Raw genomic sequence first — 15,098 nt, forward strand, 5'->3', positions numbered from 1 at the left:
AACCCTGCCCGAACAGTGTCCTGATACGGCCCGAACAGTGTCCCGACACGGCGAAGGGACCTGCGCCCCCCTCCGAGCGCAGGTCCCTTCGCCGGTTCGCGGCGGCGCGTTACGCGTTACGCGTGCGCGCCGGCCTTGCGGCGACGGGCGGCGAACACCGCGCCCGCGCCCGCGACGACGGCGACCCCGCCGACCAGCCCGATCACCGGCAGCGCCGAGTCGGAGCCGGTCGAGGCGAGGGTGCCGCTGATCGGCTTGGCGCCACCCTGGGCCTGGACGCCGTCGGTGGGCTTGTCGCCGTTCGGCTTGGCGTCGCCGGCGCCGTCGGCGTGGCCGCCCGCGGCGACGATCTCGACGTCGTAGAAGTCACCGTTGCCGTAGCAGGTGGAGGCCTGGCCGGCGTAGACGGCCTCGCTCAGCGCGAACGACGAGCCCGCCGGCGCGGCCGCCTCGACCTTCACCCGCAGGTCGAGGGATGCCGAGGAGTTCTTCTCCAGGGAGTCCAGCAGCGCCACGAAGGAGCCGGAGACGATCTTCTTGCCGTGCCCGTCCTCGTAGGAGTCCTGGTAGCCGCTGGTCCACTTGCCGTCTTCCTTGACCTGGATGACGGCGAGACCCTCGGACAGCAGGGTGTCGGTCTCCTCGCCGTACTCCATGAACGCGTCGATGTACACGTTCTTCAGGTCCTTGGCGGAGTCGTTGTCGACGACGAACTCGAAGTCGTGCCAGCCCGAACCGGCCACGATCTTGCTGGGCAGCCCCTTGATCTGGGCGGTGAGCTTCTCGTCCAGCTCGAAGGACTCGCAGTCCGTGTACGGGTCGAACGGGTCGGTGCTCGCGCTCGCCGACGCGCTCGCGGAGGACGACCCCGAGGCGGACGCGGACGAGGAGGCGGACGAGGAGGCGGAGCCGCTCGGGCTGCCGCTGGGCGAGCCGGTCGCCTGCGAGTCGTCCGAGCCGGCCGAGGAGGAGGCCGACGTGTCGTCGGTCGGCGTGCCGGAGGCGCTCTCGCCGTCCGACTCCGAGGGGCTGGACGAGGTGCTCTCCGACGCGGACGCGCTCGCGGAGGACGTCTGGTCGTCCTCGGCGAAGGCGGCCGGGGCGGACAGCAGTGCCAGCGGGGCGACGACGGCGGTCGCCGCGAGGGCGACCATCGTGCGGCGAAGCTTCATGAAGACCTCGGCGTATCAGGTGGGGAGGCCTTCCGCCATGGGGGTCGGGAGGGGCCTGGTTACGCTGGGTGTGACCGGCGACCGCTGTGAACAGTTGTGCTGATTCACAGGATCTTTATATGGCGCGCGTCACATGGTCTGCCCGCGACCGCGACCGCGACCGCGGTCCGTGGGCGGTGTCCGTGTGCGCGGTCCGTGGGCGCTCGGCCGGACAGGACGACTCGGCCGGACATGACGAAGGGCCCCGCGGGACGGATCCGCAGGGCCCTTCTTTATCGTCAGCACCGGCGTCAGGGCAGCGCCGGTGCCTGGGAGCGGCGCCGGGGGGTTGCGCCGCTGGTCTGGACCTCTGGTGGTGAAAGCGGGGGCTGCGTGTGGGGCTGTGGGGGCTGCGGGGGGAGGGCGACGTCATGAAATCGCCGTCCGAGGAATGACCTGAGGTCTTTCGGGGGCTTTCTACGCATCGTGCTGGATGAGCGCGGCCCCCGCAACCGTTTGACCCGGCCCTTGTGCATTTTTGCATTTTCCGCCGGTCGGTCCCGGGCGTCCCCGGGACCGGCCGTTCTCTCGGCGACCGGGCTGCTGTCCCCTGCCGTCCGGTCGCCTTCGGAGCGAGGTCCCACGACGCACGGCACGATCCGTGCGTCTCATCGCCCCAGCGAGCCACGCGTGGTTCTTCCGGACCCGCCCCTGGCTGGAGCGGACACCGGTACCAACGACGCCGCCGGCCCGGCGGTCACGCGCCGTACGGGTGAGACGGCGGCCGAACTGACGCCCGACGCCCCGACCGTTCCCGACGCCCCACTCGCCCCCCGCGGGTCACAGCCGTCCCCGGCGGGTCACACCCTCCCCCGGCACAGCTCGAGCAGCGTCATCGCGAGGGCGGTGCCGGGGCGGCCCAGCGCGTCCCGGTAGTGGGCCAGGATCTCCAGCTCGCGGGAGAGGTTCACCCGCCGGCCGCCGGAGGTGATCCTCGCCTCCTGGACGACGGCCGAGACGGCCATCCGCTCCTGGATCAGGCCGATGATCCGGTCGTCCAGCGCGTCGATGCGCTCGCGGGCGCCGGTGATCACGTCGGCGGCCTCGGAGGTACGGGCGCCGGTCACGTCGATGGCGGTCATGGGGGCTCCTGTAGGGGTTCGGTTCGGGATGCGGTGCGGGCCGCCCCGGAGCGACAGGACCCGGGAGAAACGACAGGCGCCCCGGGCCTTGTCGGCCCGGGGCGCCTGGGAAGTCGCTGGTCAGAAGCTCAAGCGACACGACCATGGCAGCCGGCGGGCCGGGTGCCATAGGTAAAGACGAAGGTCGTGTGAGCGAGCATGCGCCCAGTATGCAGGGGCGCCGGGCGCGGTCCAAGCCCGTTCGCATCCTGAGACGCGGGGGCGGCCGCGGAGCCGGGACGGCGTCTCGTCCGCTCTCGGTAGAATTGGCCAGCACAGAGACCACGCCCGAACCGCCGGAAGGCCCCCGTGTCCACAGCGACTCCCGCTGCCGCCGCCCCCGACACCGTCCTGGTCGTCGACTTCGGCGCGCAGTACGCCCAGCTCATCGCCCGTCGAGTCCGCGAGGCGCGGGTCTACAGCGAGATCGTGCCGAGCACCACGCCCGTCGAGGAGATGCTCGCCAAGAACCCGGCGGCGATCATCCTCTCCGGCGGCCCCTCGTCCGTCTACGAGGAGGGCGCCCCCCGCCTCGACCGCGCGATCTTCGAAGCCGGCGTTCCCGTCTTCGGCATGTGCTACGGCTTCCAGCTGATGGCGCAGAGCCTCGGCGGCACCGTCGACAACACCGGAGCCCGCGAGTACGGCCGCACCGACCTGCACGTCTCCCGCGTCTCCTCCACCCTCTTCGAGGGCACCCCGGCCGAGCAGGCCGTGTGGATGTCGCACGGCGACGCCTGCTCCGCCGCCCCCGAGGGCTTCGTCGTCAGCGCCTCCACGGACGTCGTCCCGGTCGCCGCCTTCGAGAACGACGAGAAGAAGCTGTACGGCGTCCAGTACCACCCGGAGGTCATGCACTCCACGCACGGCCAGCAGGTCCTGGAGCACTTCCTGTACCGGGGCGCGGGCCTGAGCCCCGACTGGACCACCGGCAACGTCATCGAGGAGCAGGTCGAGGCCATCCGCGAGCAGGTCGGCGACAAGCGCGCGATCTGCGGCCTGTCCGGCGGCGTCGACTCCGCGGTCGCCGCGGCCCTCGTCCAGAAGGCCATCGGCTCCCAGCTGACCTGCGTGTACGTCGACCACGGGCTGATGCGCAAGGGCGAGACCGAGCAGGTCGAGAAGGACTTCGTGGCCGCGACCGGCGTCCAGCTCAAGGTGGTCGACGCCGAGGAGCGCTTCCTCACCGCGCTCAAGGGCGTCTCGGACCCCGAGGAGAAGCGCAAGATCATCGGCCGCGAGTTCATCCGCGTCTTCGAGCAGGCCCAGGCGGAGATCATCGCGGACGACGGCCCCGAGGTCGCCTTCCTGGTCCAGGGCACGCTCTACCCGGACGTCGTCGAGTCCGGCGGCGGCACCGGCACGGCGAACATCAAGTCGCACCACAACGTCGGCGGCCTGCCCGAGGACCTCGAGTTCCAGCTGATCGAGCCGCTGCGCAAGCTGTTCAAGGACGAGGTCCGCATGGTCGGCCAGGAGCTCGGCCTGCCCGAGGAGATCGTCCAGCGCCAGCCGTTCCCGGGCCCCGGCCTCGGCATCCGCATCGTCGGCGAGGTCACCAAGGAGCGCCTGGACCTGCTGCGCGACGCCGACGCCATCGCCCGCGAGGAGCTGACGGCCGCCGGTCTCGACCGGGAGATCTGGCAGTGCCCGGTGGTCCTGCTCGCGGACGTCCGCAGCGTCGGCGTCCAGGGCGACGGCCGCACCTACGGCCACCCGATCGTGCTGCGCCCCGTCTCCTCCGAGGACGCCATGACCGCCGACTGGTCGCGGCTGCCGTACGACGTCCTGGCGAAGATCTCCACCCGCATCACCAACGAGGTGCGTGACGTCAACCGCGTCGTCGTCGACGTGACCTCGAAGCCGCCGGGCACCATCGAGTGGGAGTGAGCCGCGCCGGGGCCCCGCGCGTGGCCCCGTGAGCGGGTTCAGGTCCGCCTGAGGGTGCGCACCGGCGCCCCGGGCCGCCAGACCTGGACGACCAGATGCGTGTCGTCCTCGACGCAGGTCCGCACGACCTCCGTCAGCTCGGTGCGGAAGAGGTGGAACGGCTGCGGCGGTTCCACCTCTTTCACGTACCCGGCCCTCGCCTCGCCGTCCGCCACCTCGACCGCCCGCCCCGCGATCCGTACGTCGCCCCCGCCCATCCCGGTGCCCTCGCCCGGATTGGCCTGGAGACAGAAGCGGGGGTCCCGGCGCAGGTCGAGGGCCTTCAGCGAGTCCGGCATCATGCCCAGCCACAGCTCACCGGCGAGGAAACGGACCTCGATGCCGGAGGTGCGCGGAGAGCCGTCCCTGCGCACGGTCGCCAGGACGTGATGGGTGAACGCGCCGAAGCGGTCCTCCACGGTCCTCGCGAACCCGGGCTCCGCGCCGGCGAACACGGACCAGTTGTCGGGGGTCTCACTCGATGTCATACGGCGAGTGTGACCGCGATACCGGACATCTGCTGTCGGTGTTCGCGACGGGCGGGCGGGCCGGTGGGTGCGGTGGGTGTGGCGGGCCCGGCGGACGCGGTCAGTGTCCCTGCGGGGTGCTGTAGGGATTTGCGTCGGGCGTGGCGTGAGGCGTTGCGCCGGGCGTCGAATGGGGCGTTCCGTCCGGCGTCGCGTGAGGCGTTCCGTCGGCCGTCGGGTGAGGCGTTGCGCCGGGCGTCGGGTGGGGTGTTCCGTACGGCTGCGGCGCGGGCCGTACGTAGCGCTCCACCCCCGCCCCGTCCCGCACCGGCGTGCAGCCCGCCGCCGTCAGCTGACGGGCCAGTTTCGCGCGCCGCACCGTGTTGATCCGCAGGGCGCCCAGCATGAACCCCGGCATCAGCACGGCGAGCGGGAGCATCACCGTGTACACGCCGGTCAGCAGGGCCATCAGCAGGAACAGCGCCCCCGCTCCCCATCCGAGGAACAGCAGCTGTCTGCGGTTGGCGGCCGCCACGAGCGCGTCGTAGCGGATGAGCGCCGTGATCAGGTCGACGTCCGCCTGCGCCTCGGGGACCGGTGTCAGCGAGCCCAGGTACATGCCCGGAACGGGCCGGTCGGGGCCCGGGTCGGGGAAGGCGGCGGTGTTCGCCGCGGCCCGCTGCCGCGCCGCCGGGGCCGGGTCGCGGACCAGGTGGAGGTGGAGGACCCGGTGCTTGCCCACGAGACGCACGTTCTCGTACCGGAAGCCGTAGCACTCGGCTATGTAGGCCAGCGCGCCGAACGTCTGGAACTCCGCGAAGGGGTGGACCAGCTCGATGGCGTCACGCGTCGCGATCTGACGCATGAGGGCGGTGATGTGGCGTGCTGCGATGCTCAAGACGTGCTCCGATGGTGACGGAAATCGTCATCTTTACATAACGGCTCTGCCTTTTTGCACGGGCCGGCGGTAACTTCCGCGTGGTCAAGCAACCCAGTGCTGGAGGATCGATGCACGGGCCCACGCCGCCTGCCCCGCTGCCCACCGACCGGCTTCAGTTCGCGATGCCGCCGATGCACGAGTCGGTGGAGGACGAGCGCCGGCACCGGAAGGAACGGCTGGCCGGCGCGGTACGGATCTTCGGACGGCTCGGCTTCGAGGACGGCGTCTCGGGCCACATCACCGCCCGCGACCCCGAATACAGCGACTGCTTCTGGGTCAACCCGTTCGGCATGTCCTTCAAGCACGTCACCGTCAGCGACCTGGTGCTGGCCAACTCCGACGGTCAGGTCGTGGAGGGCCGCTACCACGTCAACCAGGCCGCCTTCACCGTCCACGCCCAGGTGCACGCCGCACGCCCCGACGTCGTCGCCGTCGCCCACTGCCACTCCGTCCACGGCCGCGCCCTCGCCGCGCTCGGCGAGCTGCTCGACCCCCTCACCCAGGAGAGCTGCGCGTTCTACGAGGACCACGCCCTCTACGACGCCTACACCGGTGTGGCCGTGGACGCGGAGGAGGGGCGGCGCATCGCGGCCGCGCTCGGCTCCCGCAAGGCGCTCGTGCTGCGCAACCACGGGCTGCTGACCGTGGGGGACTCCGTCGACGCGGCCGCCTGGTGGTTCGTCTCCATGGAACGCTCCAGCCAGGTCCAGCTCACCGCGCGGGCGGCGGGCCGGCCCGTCCTGATCGACCACCGGGCGGCGGTCGCGACCCGGGAGCAGCTCGGCGGCGACCTGGTGGCGTGGATCAACTACCAGCCGCTGTGGCAGGACGTCAGCCGCAGCGAGCCGGACCTGCTGAGCTGACGGCGCGCACGGCTTCCCGGGGGCGGGTGGTGGCGGGGGCGGATGGTCCCCCGGGTGGGGCGGTCTCCCTGGGGCGGGCGGTCTCCCTGGGGTGGGTGGTCCCGGGGTCGGGCGGCTCGCGGAACCCGGCGGTTTCTCAGAAGCCGCTCAGCACGACGGCCTTCGTCCTGGCGAACTCCTCGTCGGTCAGCACACCGTCGCGGTGCAGCTCGCCCAGTTCGCGCAGCCGGCGCAGCAGCACGTCATGGTGGTCGGACGGGCGGTGGTCGGACGGGCGGTGGTCGGACGGAGGGTGGTCGGGCGGAGGGTGGTCGGACGGGTGGTGGTCGGACGGGGACCGGACGGTGGTGGCCGGAAGCCGCTGCCCCTGGGCCGCCGCACGGGCCGCCGCCCGCCCGGACGCCCTCACCGAACCGTCGACGCCGTCGACCTCGCCGCCCACGGGACGGTCGACGCCTTCGCCGGCGGGACCATGGAGGCCTTCGTCCACGGATCGGCCTACCGGTCCGCCCACTGGTCCGTCCATGGGGCGGCCTGCCGGTCCGTTCACGGGACCGCCCACCGGTCCCTTCACGGAACCGCCCACCGGTCCCTTCACGGGACCGCCCACCGGTCCCTTCACGGGACCGCCCACCGGTCCGTTCACGGGACCGCCCGTGGGGCTGTCCACGGGTGCGGGGTGCGTGCGGGCCGAGGGGTGCGGGAGACGCGCGGTGACGGCCGTCGCCACCAGCGCCGTCAGCAGGTCGCGGCTCACGTTGCCCCACAGGTCCAGGGCGTAGGGGTCCTTCTCGGCCGGCAGTTTCGCGTACCGCGTCTCGCGGGTCACGAAGCGCAGGAATCCGTCGTCCAGACCGGTGTTGGGCAGCCACTCGACCCGCAGCAGGTCGGCGACGTCGAACACGCGGGGCCCGGTCGCGCGCTTCACCCGGTCCGAGGTGTCCGCCCAGTCGATCCGCACCTGGACGCCGTCGAAGGAGACCGTGCCGTCGGAGGACCGCACCGACACGGGCACCGGCGGACCGGGCAGCAGGTACTCCGCGGTCGGGCCGTCCGCGATCCGGTCCAGCAGCAGCGCGTGCCGGATCTCCTCGGCGAGGTACTCGGCGATGCCCGAGCGGTCCGTGTCCACGGCGAGCCGGTAGGGGTCGGCCGCGTCCGGCAGCCGCCCGCCGGTCGCCTGGAGCAGCGGGTCCGCGCCCTCGCGCAGTCGCATCCGCAGCCGCCCGCGCCTGCGCCGGCTCTCGTAGACGACCCCGGCGACCGCCTCCAGCGGCACCGCGATCTCCCCGTACGTCTGCCGGAACAGCGGCACGGAACGGTGCAGTCCCGGCGTGATCCTGACCGTCGTGCCGTCGAAGGCCCAGGTCCCGTGACGCTGGATGATCTCGGCCATGGGCAAATTCTCGCAGCCGGGTCAACACGGCCTGCCCGGCTTCACCCGCCCTGACCAGACCTGCCGGACACACAGGGTGTGTCGTAGGGCACAATTCGTCGACATCGCAGGGGAGTTGTTCACAGGGTGGCGACCGGGGCCTTCAACGGGCTCTCCGGGACCGCCATCCGATCGGGTCGCGGGGAAGGCGGGCGTCGGACGTGGCGGTGCAGGAGGCGAGACAGGGAGCGGGCCCCGGCCCGGGGCCGGGCGCGCACGAAGGCGGCTGCGCCTGCGGGGACTGCCCCCACGGCGCACGTGAGGGACACCGGCGCGCGGTCGCCGCGTTCCTGCAGAAACGGGACGGGTTCGCCGCCGGACAGGGCCTGCCCGCCGCCGTCGCCCACTCCTTCTCGGCGTCCCGCCAGTGGGTCTCGGAGGAGCTGACCCAGTCCGCGGAACACGTCGCCGAACGCGGCCGCGCCGAGGGCGAGGCCTGGCTCGGCCGCCTGTGGCTGCGCACCGCGGTCACCGTGTGGGCCGCGGTCGTCATCCTCCTGCTGGTGCAGGCCCTGACCGCCGTCGGCGCGGGCTGGACGGCCGCCCGCACCGCCGGACTCCTCGCCGCCCTCGTCGTCGCCGGCGCGCTGACCGCCGCCTCCTGGTTCCACCGGGCGCGCGGCGGGGCGCTCGCACCCGTGATCGGCGAGGACAACCGGTTGTCCACCTCCCGCGCGGTCGCCGCCGCCTGGGTGCTGTTCGTGGCCTACGCCGTGCTGGTCCTGGTGGGCCGGCTCGCCGCCGCCTCCGGCCACGCCGAGCGCGACGCGCTGATCGCCGGACTCGACCTCGCCCGCGGCGCCGGCACGGTGACCGTCCTCGCCGTGGTCTGCGGCATCGCCGTACTGGTGCGCCGCGTGGTCGGCCTGCGCGTCCTCGGCCAGCGGCTGCAGAAGGTCCGCGCCCACCGGCCCCGGGCGGCCGACCTGCTCACCGACGACGCCGGCCGCGGCGCCTTCGCCGACATCCAGTACGCCGTGATCGGCGCCGTCGCCCTCGCCTTCGCCGCGGTGCGCCTGGCCCGCCGCCCCGACCAACTGCCCGATCTGCCCTGGGGCCTGGCGGTCGTCGTCCTCGTCTCGGCCGCCACCTACCTCGCCGGCAAGTACGCCGAGGGAGGCCGGCCCGTCATCCTCTCCGTCGTCCGTTCCCGCGAGGCCGGTGACCTCGACGCCCCCATCCGCACCGGCGACGACATCGAGATCCGCGGCGCCGGATTCGTCCCGCCCGGCGCCCAGACCGCCGACCGCCTCGCCCGCATGGTCGTCCGCATCGGCCCCGTCCATGTGCACGTTCCCCTCGTCCCCGTCACGGGCGGCTTCAGCAACCCCGGCGACGACGTTCTCACCGTTCCCGTGCCCGCGGACGTGGAGCCCGGACGCATGGACGTCCAGGTCGTCACCGCGGCCGGGGTGGAGACCAACCGCTACGCCATCGACGTCACCGACTGAGACACCGACCCGAGACAGCGAACTGGACACCGGCTGCGACCCCGACCCGAGACAGAGAACTGGACACCGACTGCGACACCGCCCGCCCTCGTTCTCCAGGCCTGCCCCCGTCGTTCCCGCACCGGCCGGTGAACCGGGTTCGGGCGGAGCCCGTGCACACGTTTGAGTGCACCCCGCATGCCGTACGTATGGTCTGTCGAGGGGACCCACCACTCCGGGCGAGAGGCGGCTGCGGGCGATGACTCACAGTATGCGGACGGACACCTATCCCAGATATCCCGACGGCGGCGGCCGGGGCCTGCGGGACACCGCCGCCCGCTACGCACTCCTCCCTCTGCGGATATTCCTCGGCGTGACCTTCATCTACGCCGGGCTCGACAAGCTCACCGATCCCGCCTTCCTCAAGGCGAGCGGCGCCGGCTCGATCGGCGAGACCATGCGCGCCGTCCGGGACTCCTCGGCCATCCCCGCCATGGTCGATCTGGCCCTGAAGAGCCCCGTCGGCTTCGGTTACGCCATGGCCTTCGGCGAACTCGCCGTCGGCGCAGGCGTCCTGCTCGGTGTCCTCACCCGGCTCGCCGCGGTGGGCGGCGCCCTGATCTCGCTCAGCCTGTGGCTGACGGTGAGCTGGGCCTCCGATCCGTACTACCTGGGCAACGACCTCCCCTATCTGATGGCCTGGCTGCCCTTCATCCTCGCGGGCGCCCCGGTCCTCTCCCTGGACGCGGCCTGGCGATCCAGACGACGTCAAGGGGGCACGGGAAGCCTGGGCTAATCCCGGCCGGACGGCCGGACGGCCGGACGGCCGGACGGCCGGGCGGACGGGGGCGGACGCGCGATGGATGCGGAGCGGACGCCGGCCGGATGCGCGACGGGCGCAGGACGGACGCAGGACGGACGCAGGGCAGGACGTCCACGCCGATCGCCGGAGCGCCGGGTGCCGAACCCCGATCGCCGGAGCGCCGGGTGCCGAACCCCGGGTGCCGGATGCCGGGTGCCGAACGCCGGACCCCGGGGTTCGGGCGCCCGACGATGTCCGACGGCGTCCGAGGCCGGAACCTTCGCGCCCGCACCGGTCGGTCTCCTTGCCGGGCCAGAGGCGACCACAGCCGACCACAGGACGACCGGCTGTCCCCGGTCAGAGCCGCCCAAGTCGGCCACGGTGAGGTGATCGCGCGGACCGGAGCCGGTCCTGGCCGGTCTCGGCATGGTGGTCGGGCGGCCGGTTTCGGTCGGCCACGGTGAGGTGATCCGCCGGCCGGGGCCGGTCCCGACCGGTCTCGGCACGCTGGTCGGGCAGCCGGTTTCGGTCGGTCACAGCGAGGTGATCGCGCGGGCCGGGGCCGGTCCTGGCCGGTCACGGCATGGTGGTCGGGCCGGTTCCGGTCGGGGCCGTTCGGCCGGACGGGCCCCGTCGTCTTCGTACGCCCCGGGCCACCGCGCCCGCCACGCCCGCCAGGCAGAGGCCGGCCATGACGATCGGGATCATCGCGAACCACTGCGCCTGCCACAGACCGCCCGCGTCGCCCGCGAAGACGACGCCCGCGAGGACGAACGCGGCGCCGGCGACCAGGCGGCCGGGCCGGAACTCATGACGCAGCAAGGGCCACCTCCGCCTGTCCCACTCCGACCTTGAGCTCCAGATCGATGGTCCCCCCGTCCGCCTGTCCCGAGGCGGGCCGCAGGGTGATCTCCTTGTGCTTCCCCGGCTCCACGTCCACGTCCTTCTCGTCGTCGCCGGGCAGCTGGACGTCGCCCAGCCCCACGTCGATCCGCACCTTCACGGTCACATCCCGCGGCACGACCACCTTCAGCCGGCCTGCCCCCACCTCGGCGCCCGCGCTGACCGTCTGCCCCTCGGCCAGCTCCAGCCGAGAGAGGTCCAGCGTGCCGTCGCCCGTGCCCAGGTCGTAGTGCGTCCGCACCTCCGCCATCGTCGTGGGCCGCCAGGTCGTGTCGGTCCAGTGGTTGTCGATGTTCCTCGGGAGCACGGCCGCTCCGGCCAGCAGACCCGCCGTGACGATGGCCAGGAACACCGACCCCGCGCCCGTGCGCCCCAGGAACGAGCTGACCGCGATGCCCGCGCCGAGCACGATGAGCGCGGCCGCCAGGCCCGCTTGCAGGCTCTCGCCGAGCGGATGTGCGTCCCAGGTGTGTCTGGTGACGAGGCCGCCCGCGAGCAGGGCCAGCAGGAACACCCAGCCGCCGATCCACGGCTGGCCCGAGGGCCGGGTGTACGGCTCGCGCGGGGCGCGTACGTCCTCGCGGCGGCGGTGGCCGGTGAGCTCCACCGCGACGTCCGCCATGAAGTCGCGGCCGCGGGATTCCGACGGCCCCCACAGGTAGCCGGTGCCGCCGTCGTGGGTGCCGTCCTTGACTATGGGGTCACGCCACCAGGAGGGGTAGGCGTCGGGCACGGGCGGCGCCTGGGCCTCCGGCGGCGCGTCGGCCACGGCCTGCGCGGCCAGCGGGTCGGGGTCGGAGGAGTCCCGGTGCCGCGACCAGTACCCGGCGCCCGCGAGGAGCAGGGAGACGACGACGGCGAACGCGAGCACGCTGCCGTTGCTCAGCATCGACAGGAACACCCCGCATCCGACCAGCGCGAACAGCACCGCCGCGAGGGCCTGGCCGTCGACCCGGCCGGTCAGGAGCTTGCGCACCTCGTTCTGCCCGTCGTCGGCGTAGGGCACGAACAGCCAGGCGAAGCCGTAGAAGATGAGGCCGAGGCCGCCGGTCGCGGAGAGCACGGCGAGAGTGATGCGGAAGATCACCGGGTCCATGTCGCACTGCCGTCCGAGACCCGCGCACACCCCCGCGACCATCTTGTGCTCGCGGTCCCGCCGGAACCTCGCAGGCAGCCCGGCGCCCGCCGCACCGCCCGCCGATCCCCGGCCAGCGTCCGGGCCTGCGCCCGCCGCGCCGCCCGCCGCACCGCTCGCCGTGCCGCCCGTCGATTCCCGGCCGGCGTCCGGGCCCGCGCCCGTCACGCCGCCAGCTGCACCGCTCGTCGATTCCCGGCCGGTGTCCGGGCCCGCGCCCGCGGAGGCGGCAGCCGCCATGGCGGCCGCGGCTGCCGCCTCGGCCGCCGTCATGCCGTCCTCTTCGCGGACGCCCGGCTTCCGGTGTCCCGTCCTCTGCTCTCCATGGACTCCCCGCTTCCCGAGCCCTTCCTCGCTCCCGTGCTCCCGTGAATCGGGCCGTTCCCGTGAATCGGGCCGTTCCTGCGCCTCGGACCGTTCCCGGTCATCGGGGCGTTCCCGGTCATCGGGCGGCACCCGGTCGTCGTGCCGCACTTCGTCGTCGTGCCCCTGCTTCCCGTGCGCGCGAGGTGGGTCACCGGCGGCGCCCGGGGCGCCGGAGGACGGGGCGGCCGCGTCGGGCGCGGCGCCCCCGTCGGGCACGGCGTCCGCGGCGTGCTGGTGATCTGTCATGACTCCATGGTGGCGGGCGGACCGCCCTCGTGGCAGCCGGAACAACCCTGGTCGAACCCTGATATCCGCCCTGATCCGCGGCCGGGGCCGCGCTCGGCGCGGCGGCGCCGCGAAGATCAGGGGCGTCTCGGGGGCGAACCCTGATGCCCGGGCCCGCGGCCCGTGTGACCATCGTTGGCATGCCGGAAGCCGCAGCAGCGCCACTCGTCGAACCGCGGCCGCCGCGCAAGCTCTACCGCAGCAGCGACGGACGCTGGCTGGGTGGCGTGGCGCGGGGGCTCGCCGGGCATCTCGGCCTGCCCGTCGTCTGGGTGCGGCTCGTCTTCGCGGGCCTGTTCATGGCGGACGGCCTCGGCGCCCTGCTCTACGCGGCCTTCTGGTTCTTCGTGCCCCTCGGCGTCGGCGGCGTCGGAGAACAGAAACCGCCTGCGCTCGTCGCCACCGAGACCGCGGCCGACGGCCGCCGCAGACTCGTGGCCCGCAAGCCCGACAAGGGGCAGATCGTCGCCCTGCTCCTCATGGTCGTGATCGCCACGGTCTTCGTGACCAACGTGAACCTGGGCAGCGGCGCCAAGGCCTACCTCGTGCCCGCCGTCCTCGTCGGCGCCGGCGTCGCCCTCGTCTGGCGTCAGGCGGACAACGCGCGCCGGGCCCGCTGGGTCGAGGTCGGCCGCAAGCGCCGTACGCTCACGCTCCTGCGCGCGGGCGCGGGCGTCCTGCTGGTCACGGCCGGCGTCTCCGGCAGCTTCGTGCTGCAAGGGTCCGCCACCCACCTCGGCTCCGTGCTCCAGGCGGCCCTGGCCGTCATCGTCGGCATCACGCTCCTCGCCGGGCCCTACCTGGTCCGGATGACACAGGACCTCTCCGAGGAGCGCCTGATGCGCATCCGCGCCCAGGAGCGGGCGGAGGTCGCCGCCCACGTCCACGACTCCGTGCTGCACACGCTGACGCTGATCCAGCGCAACGCGGAGAACGCCGGCGAGGTGCGCCGTCTCGCCCGCGCGCAGGAACGCGACCTGCGCACCTGGCTCTACAAACCCGAGGGCACCGGCAAGGACGAGGCCGACGAGCCGGCCACGGTCGCCGACGCGGTGCGCCGCAGCGCCGCCGAGGTGGAGGACAAGCACGGCGTGCCCATCGAGGTGGTGGTGGTCGGGGACTGCCCGATCGACGAACGGGTCGGGGCACAGATGCAGGCCGCGCGCGAGGCGATGGTGAACGCGGCCAAGTACGGTGGCGACGGGGGCGCGGTGCAGGTCTTCGCCGAAGTCGAGGGGAGGACGGTCTTCGTGTCCGTCCGCGACCGCGGCCCCGGCTTCGACCTCGACTCGATACCCGCCGACCGGATGGGCGTCAGAGAATCGATCATCGGCCGCATGGAGCGGCACGGCGGCACGGCGCGGGTGCGGGCGGTCCCGGACGGCGGCACCGAGATCGAGCTGGAGATGGAGAGGGTGGAGAAGACGTCATGAGCGAGCCGACCGACACGAACGACATGAGCGGCGCCGCGGAGACGGGGGGTGCCGGGGAGCCGGCGCAGACCTCCGGGGGCGCGGCGGGCGGGCGCCGGGTGCGGGTGGTCCTCGTCGACGACCACCGTATGTTCCGCACCGGCGTGCAGGCCGAGATCGGCCGGACCGAGGAGACCGGCGTCGAGGTCGTCGGCGAGGCGGCGGACGTCGACCAGGCGGTCACCGTCATCACCGCGACCCGGCCCGAGGTCGTCCTCCTCGACGTCCATCTGCCGGGCGGCGGGGGCGTCGAGGTGCTGCGCCGCTGCGCCCCGCTGATGGCCGACGCCGAGCAGCCGGTGCGCTTCCTGGCGCTGTCGGTGTCGGACGCGGCGGAGGACGTCATCGGGGTCATCCGCGGCGGCGCCCGGGGCTATGTCACCAAGACGATCACCGGGACCGACCTGGTGAACTCGATCTTCCGGGTTCAGGAGGGCGACGCGGTGTTCTCGCCGCGCCTCGCCGGGTTCGTCCTCGACGCCTTCGCCTCCACCGACGCCCCGCCGGTCGACGAGGACCTCGACCGGCTCACCCAGCGCGAGCGCGAGGTGCTGCGGCTCATCGCCCGCGGCTACGCCTACAAGGAGATCGCCAAGCAGCTCTTCATCTCCGTCAAGACGGTCGAGTCGCACGTCTCGGCGGTGCTGCGCAAGCTCCAGCTGTCGAACCGTCACGAACTGACCCGGTGGGCGACGGCGCGACGGCTGGTGTGACGAGACACGAGACCGTGTGACGGCAT

At 73.1% G+C, this 15,098-nt stretch carries 13 protein-coding genes; 6 read left to right on the top strand and 7 right to left on the bottom strand.

Features of this window, described 5'->3' with window-relative positions; genetic code table 11:
* Window positions 1-116 precede the first annotated feature (116 nt).
* Together OG802_RS21610 and OG802_RS21615 are read right to left on the bottom strand one after the other, a co-directional pair.
* The gene (locus OG802_RS21610) at window positions 117-1,172 is read right to left on the bottom strand and encodes an LPXTG cell wall anchor domain-containing protein (protein ID WP_329412811.1); all 1,056 of its coding nucleotides are present in this window, start codon (window positions 1,170-1,172) and stop codon (window positions 117-119) included.
* Between the two features lie 839 nt (window positions 1,173-2,011).
* Complete coding sequence (locus OG802_RS21615) at window positions 2,012-2,293, bottom strand: chorismate mutase (protein WP_190150673.1); 282 nt, start codon at window positions 2,291-2,293, stop codon at window positions 2,012-2,014.
* Between the two features lie 348 nt (window positions 2,294-2,641).
* Between OG802_RS21615 and guaA the strand changes: the two genes are divergently transcribed.
* Window positions 2,642-4,222: a glutamine-hydrolyzing GMP synthase gene (guaA, locus tag OG802_RS21620; RefSeq protein WP_329412814.1), complete on the top strand. Its 1,581-nt coding sequence runs from the start codon at window positions 2,642-2,644 to the stop codon at window positions 4,220-4,222.
* Between the two features lie 38 nt (window positions 4,223-4,260).
* Here guaA and OG802_RS21625 read toward each other — a convergent pair whose 3' ends face one another.
* Entirely contained in the window at window positions 4,261-4,749 is a 489-nt protein-coding gene (locus OG802_RS21625; RefSeq protein WP_329412816.1) for a pyridoxamine 5'-phosphate oxidase family protein, read from the bottom strand.
* A 100-nt stretch (window positions 4,750-4,849) separates the two neighbouring features.
* Window positions 4,850-5,626 carry a hypothetical protein gene (locus OG802_RS21630; protein ID WP_329412818.1) on the bottom strand — a complete coding sequence of 259 codons (777 nt, stop codon included), beginning with the start codon at window positions 5,624-5,626 and terminating at the stop codon, window positions 4,850-4,852.
* A 110-nt stretch (window positions 5,627-5,736) separates the two neighbouring features.
* Between OG802_RS21630 and OG802_RS21635 the strand changes: the two genes are divergently transcribed.
* The gene (locus tag OG802_RS21635; RefSeq protein WP_329412819.1) at window positions 5,737-6,531 is read left to right on the top strand and encodes a class II aldolase/adducin family protein; all 795 of its coding nucleotides are present in this window, start codon (window positions 5,737-5,739) and stop codon (window positions 6,529-6,531) included.
* A gap of 136 nt (window positions 6,532-6,667) precedes the next feature.
* Here the strand turns inward: OG802_RS21635 and OG802_RS21640 are convergent, their stop codons facing one another.
* A complete protein-coding gene (locus OG802_RS21640) occupies window positions 6,668-7,927 on the bottom strand; it encodes a DUF4429 domain-containing protein (protein WP_329412822.1) in 1,260 nt (419 codons plus the stop codon).
* Window positions 7,928-8,127: 200 nt separating this feature from the next.
* Here OG802_RS21640 and OG802_RS21645 point away from each other — a divergent pair, with 200 nt between their 5' ends.
* The gene (locus OG802_RS21645; RefSeq protein WP_329412823.1) at window positions 8,128-9,417 is read left to right on the top strand and encodes a hypothetical protein; all 1,290 of its coding nucleotides are present in this window, start codon (window positions 8,128-8,130) and stop codon (window positions 9,415-9,417) included.
* Between the two features lie 238 nt (window positions 9,418-9,655).
* Entirely contained in the window at window positions 9,656-10,192 is a 537-nt protein-coding gene (locus OG802_RS21650; RefSeq protein WP_329412825.1) for a DoxX family protein, read from the top strand.
* A 582-nt stretch (window positions 10,193-10,774) separates the two neighbouring features.
* Here the strand turns inward: OG802_RS21650 and OG802_RS21655 are convergent.
* On the bottom strand, window positions 10,775-11,020 hold the full coding sequence (locus tag OG802_RS21655; RefSeq protein ID WP_329412827.1) for a hypothetical protein: 246 nt from the start codon (window positions 11,018-11,020) through the stop codon (window positions 10,775-10,777).
* Entirely contained in the window at window positions 11,007-12,509 is a 1,503-nt protein-coding gene (locus OG802_RS21660; protein WP_443055449.1) for a PspC domain-containing protein, read from the bottom strand. The genes OG802_RS21655 and OG802_RS21660 overlap by 14 nt, the downstream gene beginning before the upstream one ends.
* A 518-nt stretch (window positions 12,510-13,027) precedes the next feature.
* Between OG802_RS21660 and OG802_RS21665 the strand changes: the two genes are divergently transcribed.
* Window positions 13,028-14,320, top strand: coding sequence for an ATP-binding protein (locus tag OG802_RS21665; RefSeq protein WP_329412829.1), 1,293 nt, complete (start codon window positions 13,028-13,030; stop codon window positions 14,318-14,320).
* Window positions 14,317-15,072, top strand: coding sequence for a response regulator transcription factor (locus OG802_RS21670; protein WP_329412830.1), 756 nt, complete (start codon window positions 14,317-14,319; stop codon window positions 15,070-15,072). The genes OG802_RS21665 and OG802_RS21670 overlap by 4 nt, the downstream gene beginning before the upstream one ends.
* The last annotated feature ends 26 nt before the right edge of the window (window positions 15,073-15,098 follow it).

The organism is Streptomyces sp. NBC_00704 (assembly GCF_036226605.1).
Taxonomy (GTDB): domain Bacteria; phylum Actinomycetota; class Actinomycetes; order Streptomycetales; family Streptomycetaceae; genus Streptomyces.

Coding starts and splice junctions, on each gene's coding strand:
- OG802_RS21650 (WP_329412825.1), top strand. CDS start 9,656: ATGACTCACAGTATGCGGACGGACACCTATCCCAGATATCCCGACGGC.
- OG802_RS21660 (WP_443055449.1), bottom strand. CDS start 12,509: ATGACGGCGGCCGAGGCGGCAGCCGCGGCCGCCATGGCGGCTGCCGCC.
- OG802_RS21640 (WP_329412822.1), bottom strand. CDS start 7,927: ATGGCCGAGATCATCCAGCGTCACGGGACCTGGGCCTTCGACGGCACG.
- OG802_RS21615 (WP_190150673.1), bottom strand. CDS start 2,293: ATGACCGCCATCGACGTGACCGGCGCCCGTACCTCCGAGGCCGCCGAC.
- OG802_RS21635 (WP_329412819.1), top strand. CDS start 5,737: ATGCACGGGCCCACGCCGCCTGCCCCGCTGCCCACCGACCGGCTTCAG.
- OG802_RS21665 (WP_329412829.1), top strand. CDS start 13,028: ATGCCGGAAGCCGCAGCAGCGCCACTCGTCGAACCGCGGCCGCCGCGC.
- OG802_RS21610 (WP_329412811.1), bottom strand. CDS start 1,172: ATGAAGCTTCGCCGCACGATGGTCGCCCTCGCGGCGACCGCCGTCGTC.
- OG802_RS21625 (WP_329412816.1), bottom strand. CDS start 4,749: ATGACATCGAGTGAGACCCCCGACAACTGGTCCGTGTTCGCCGGCGCG.
- OG802_RS21670 (WP_329412830.1), top strand. CDS start 14,317: ATGAGCGAGCCGACCGACACGAACGACATGAGCGGCGCCGCGGAGACG.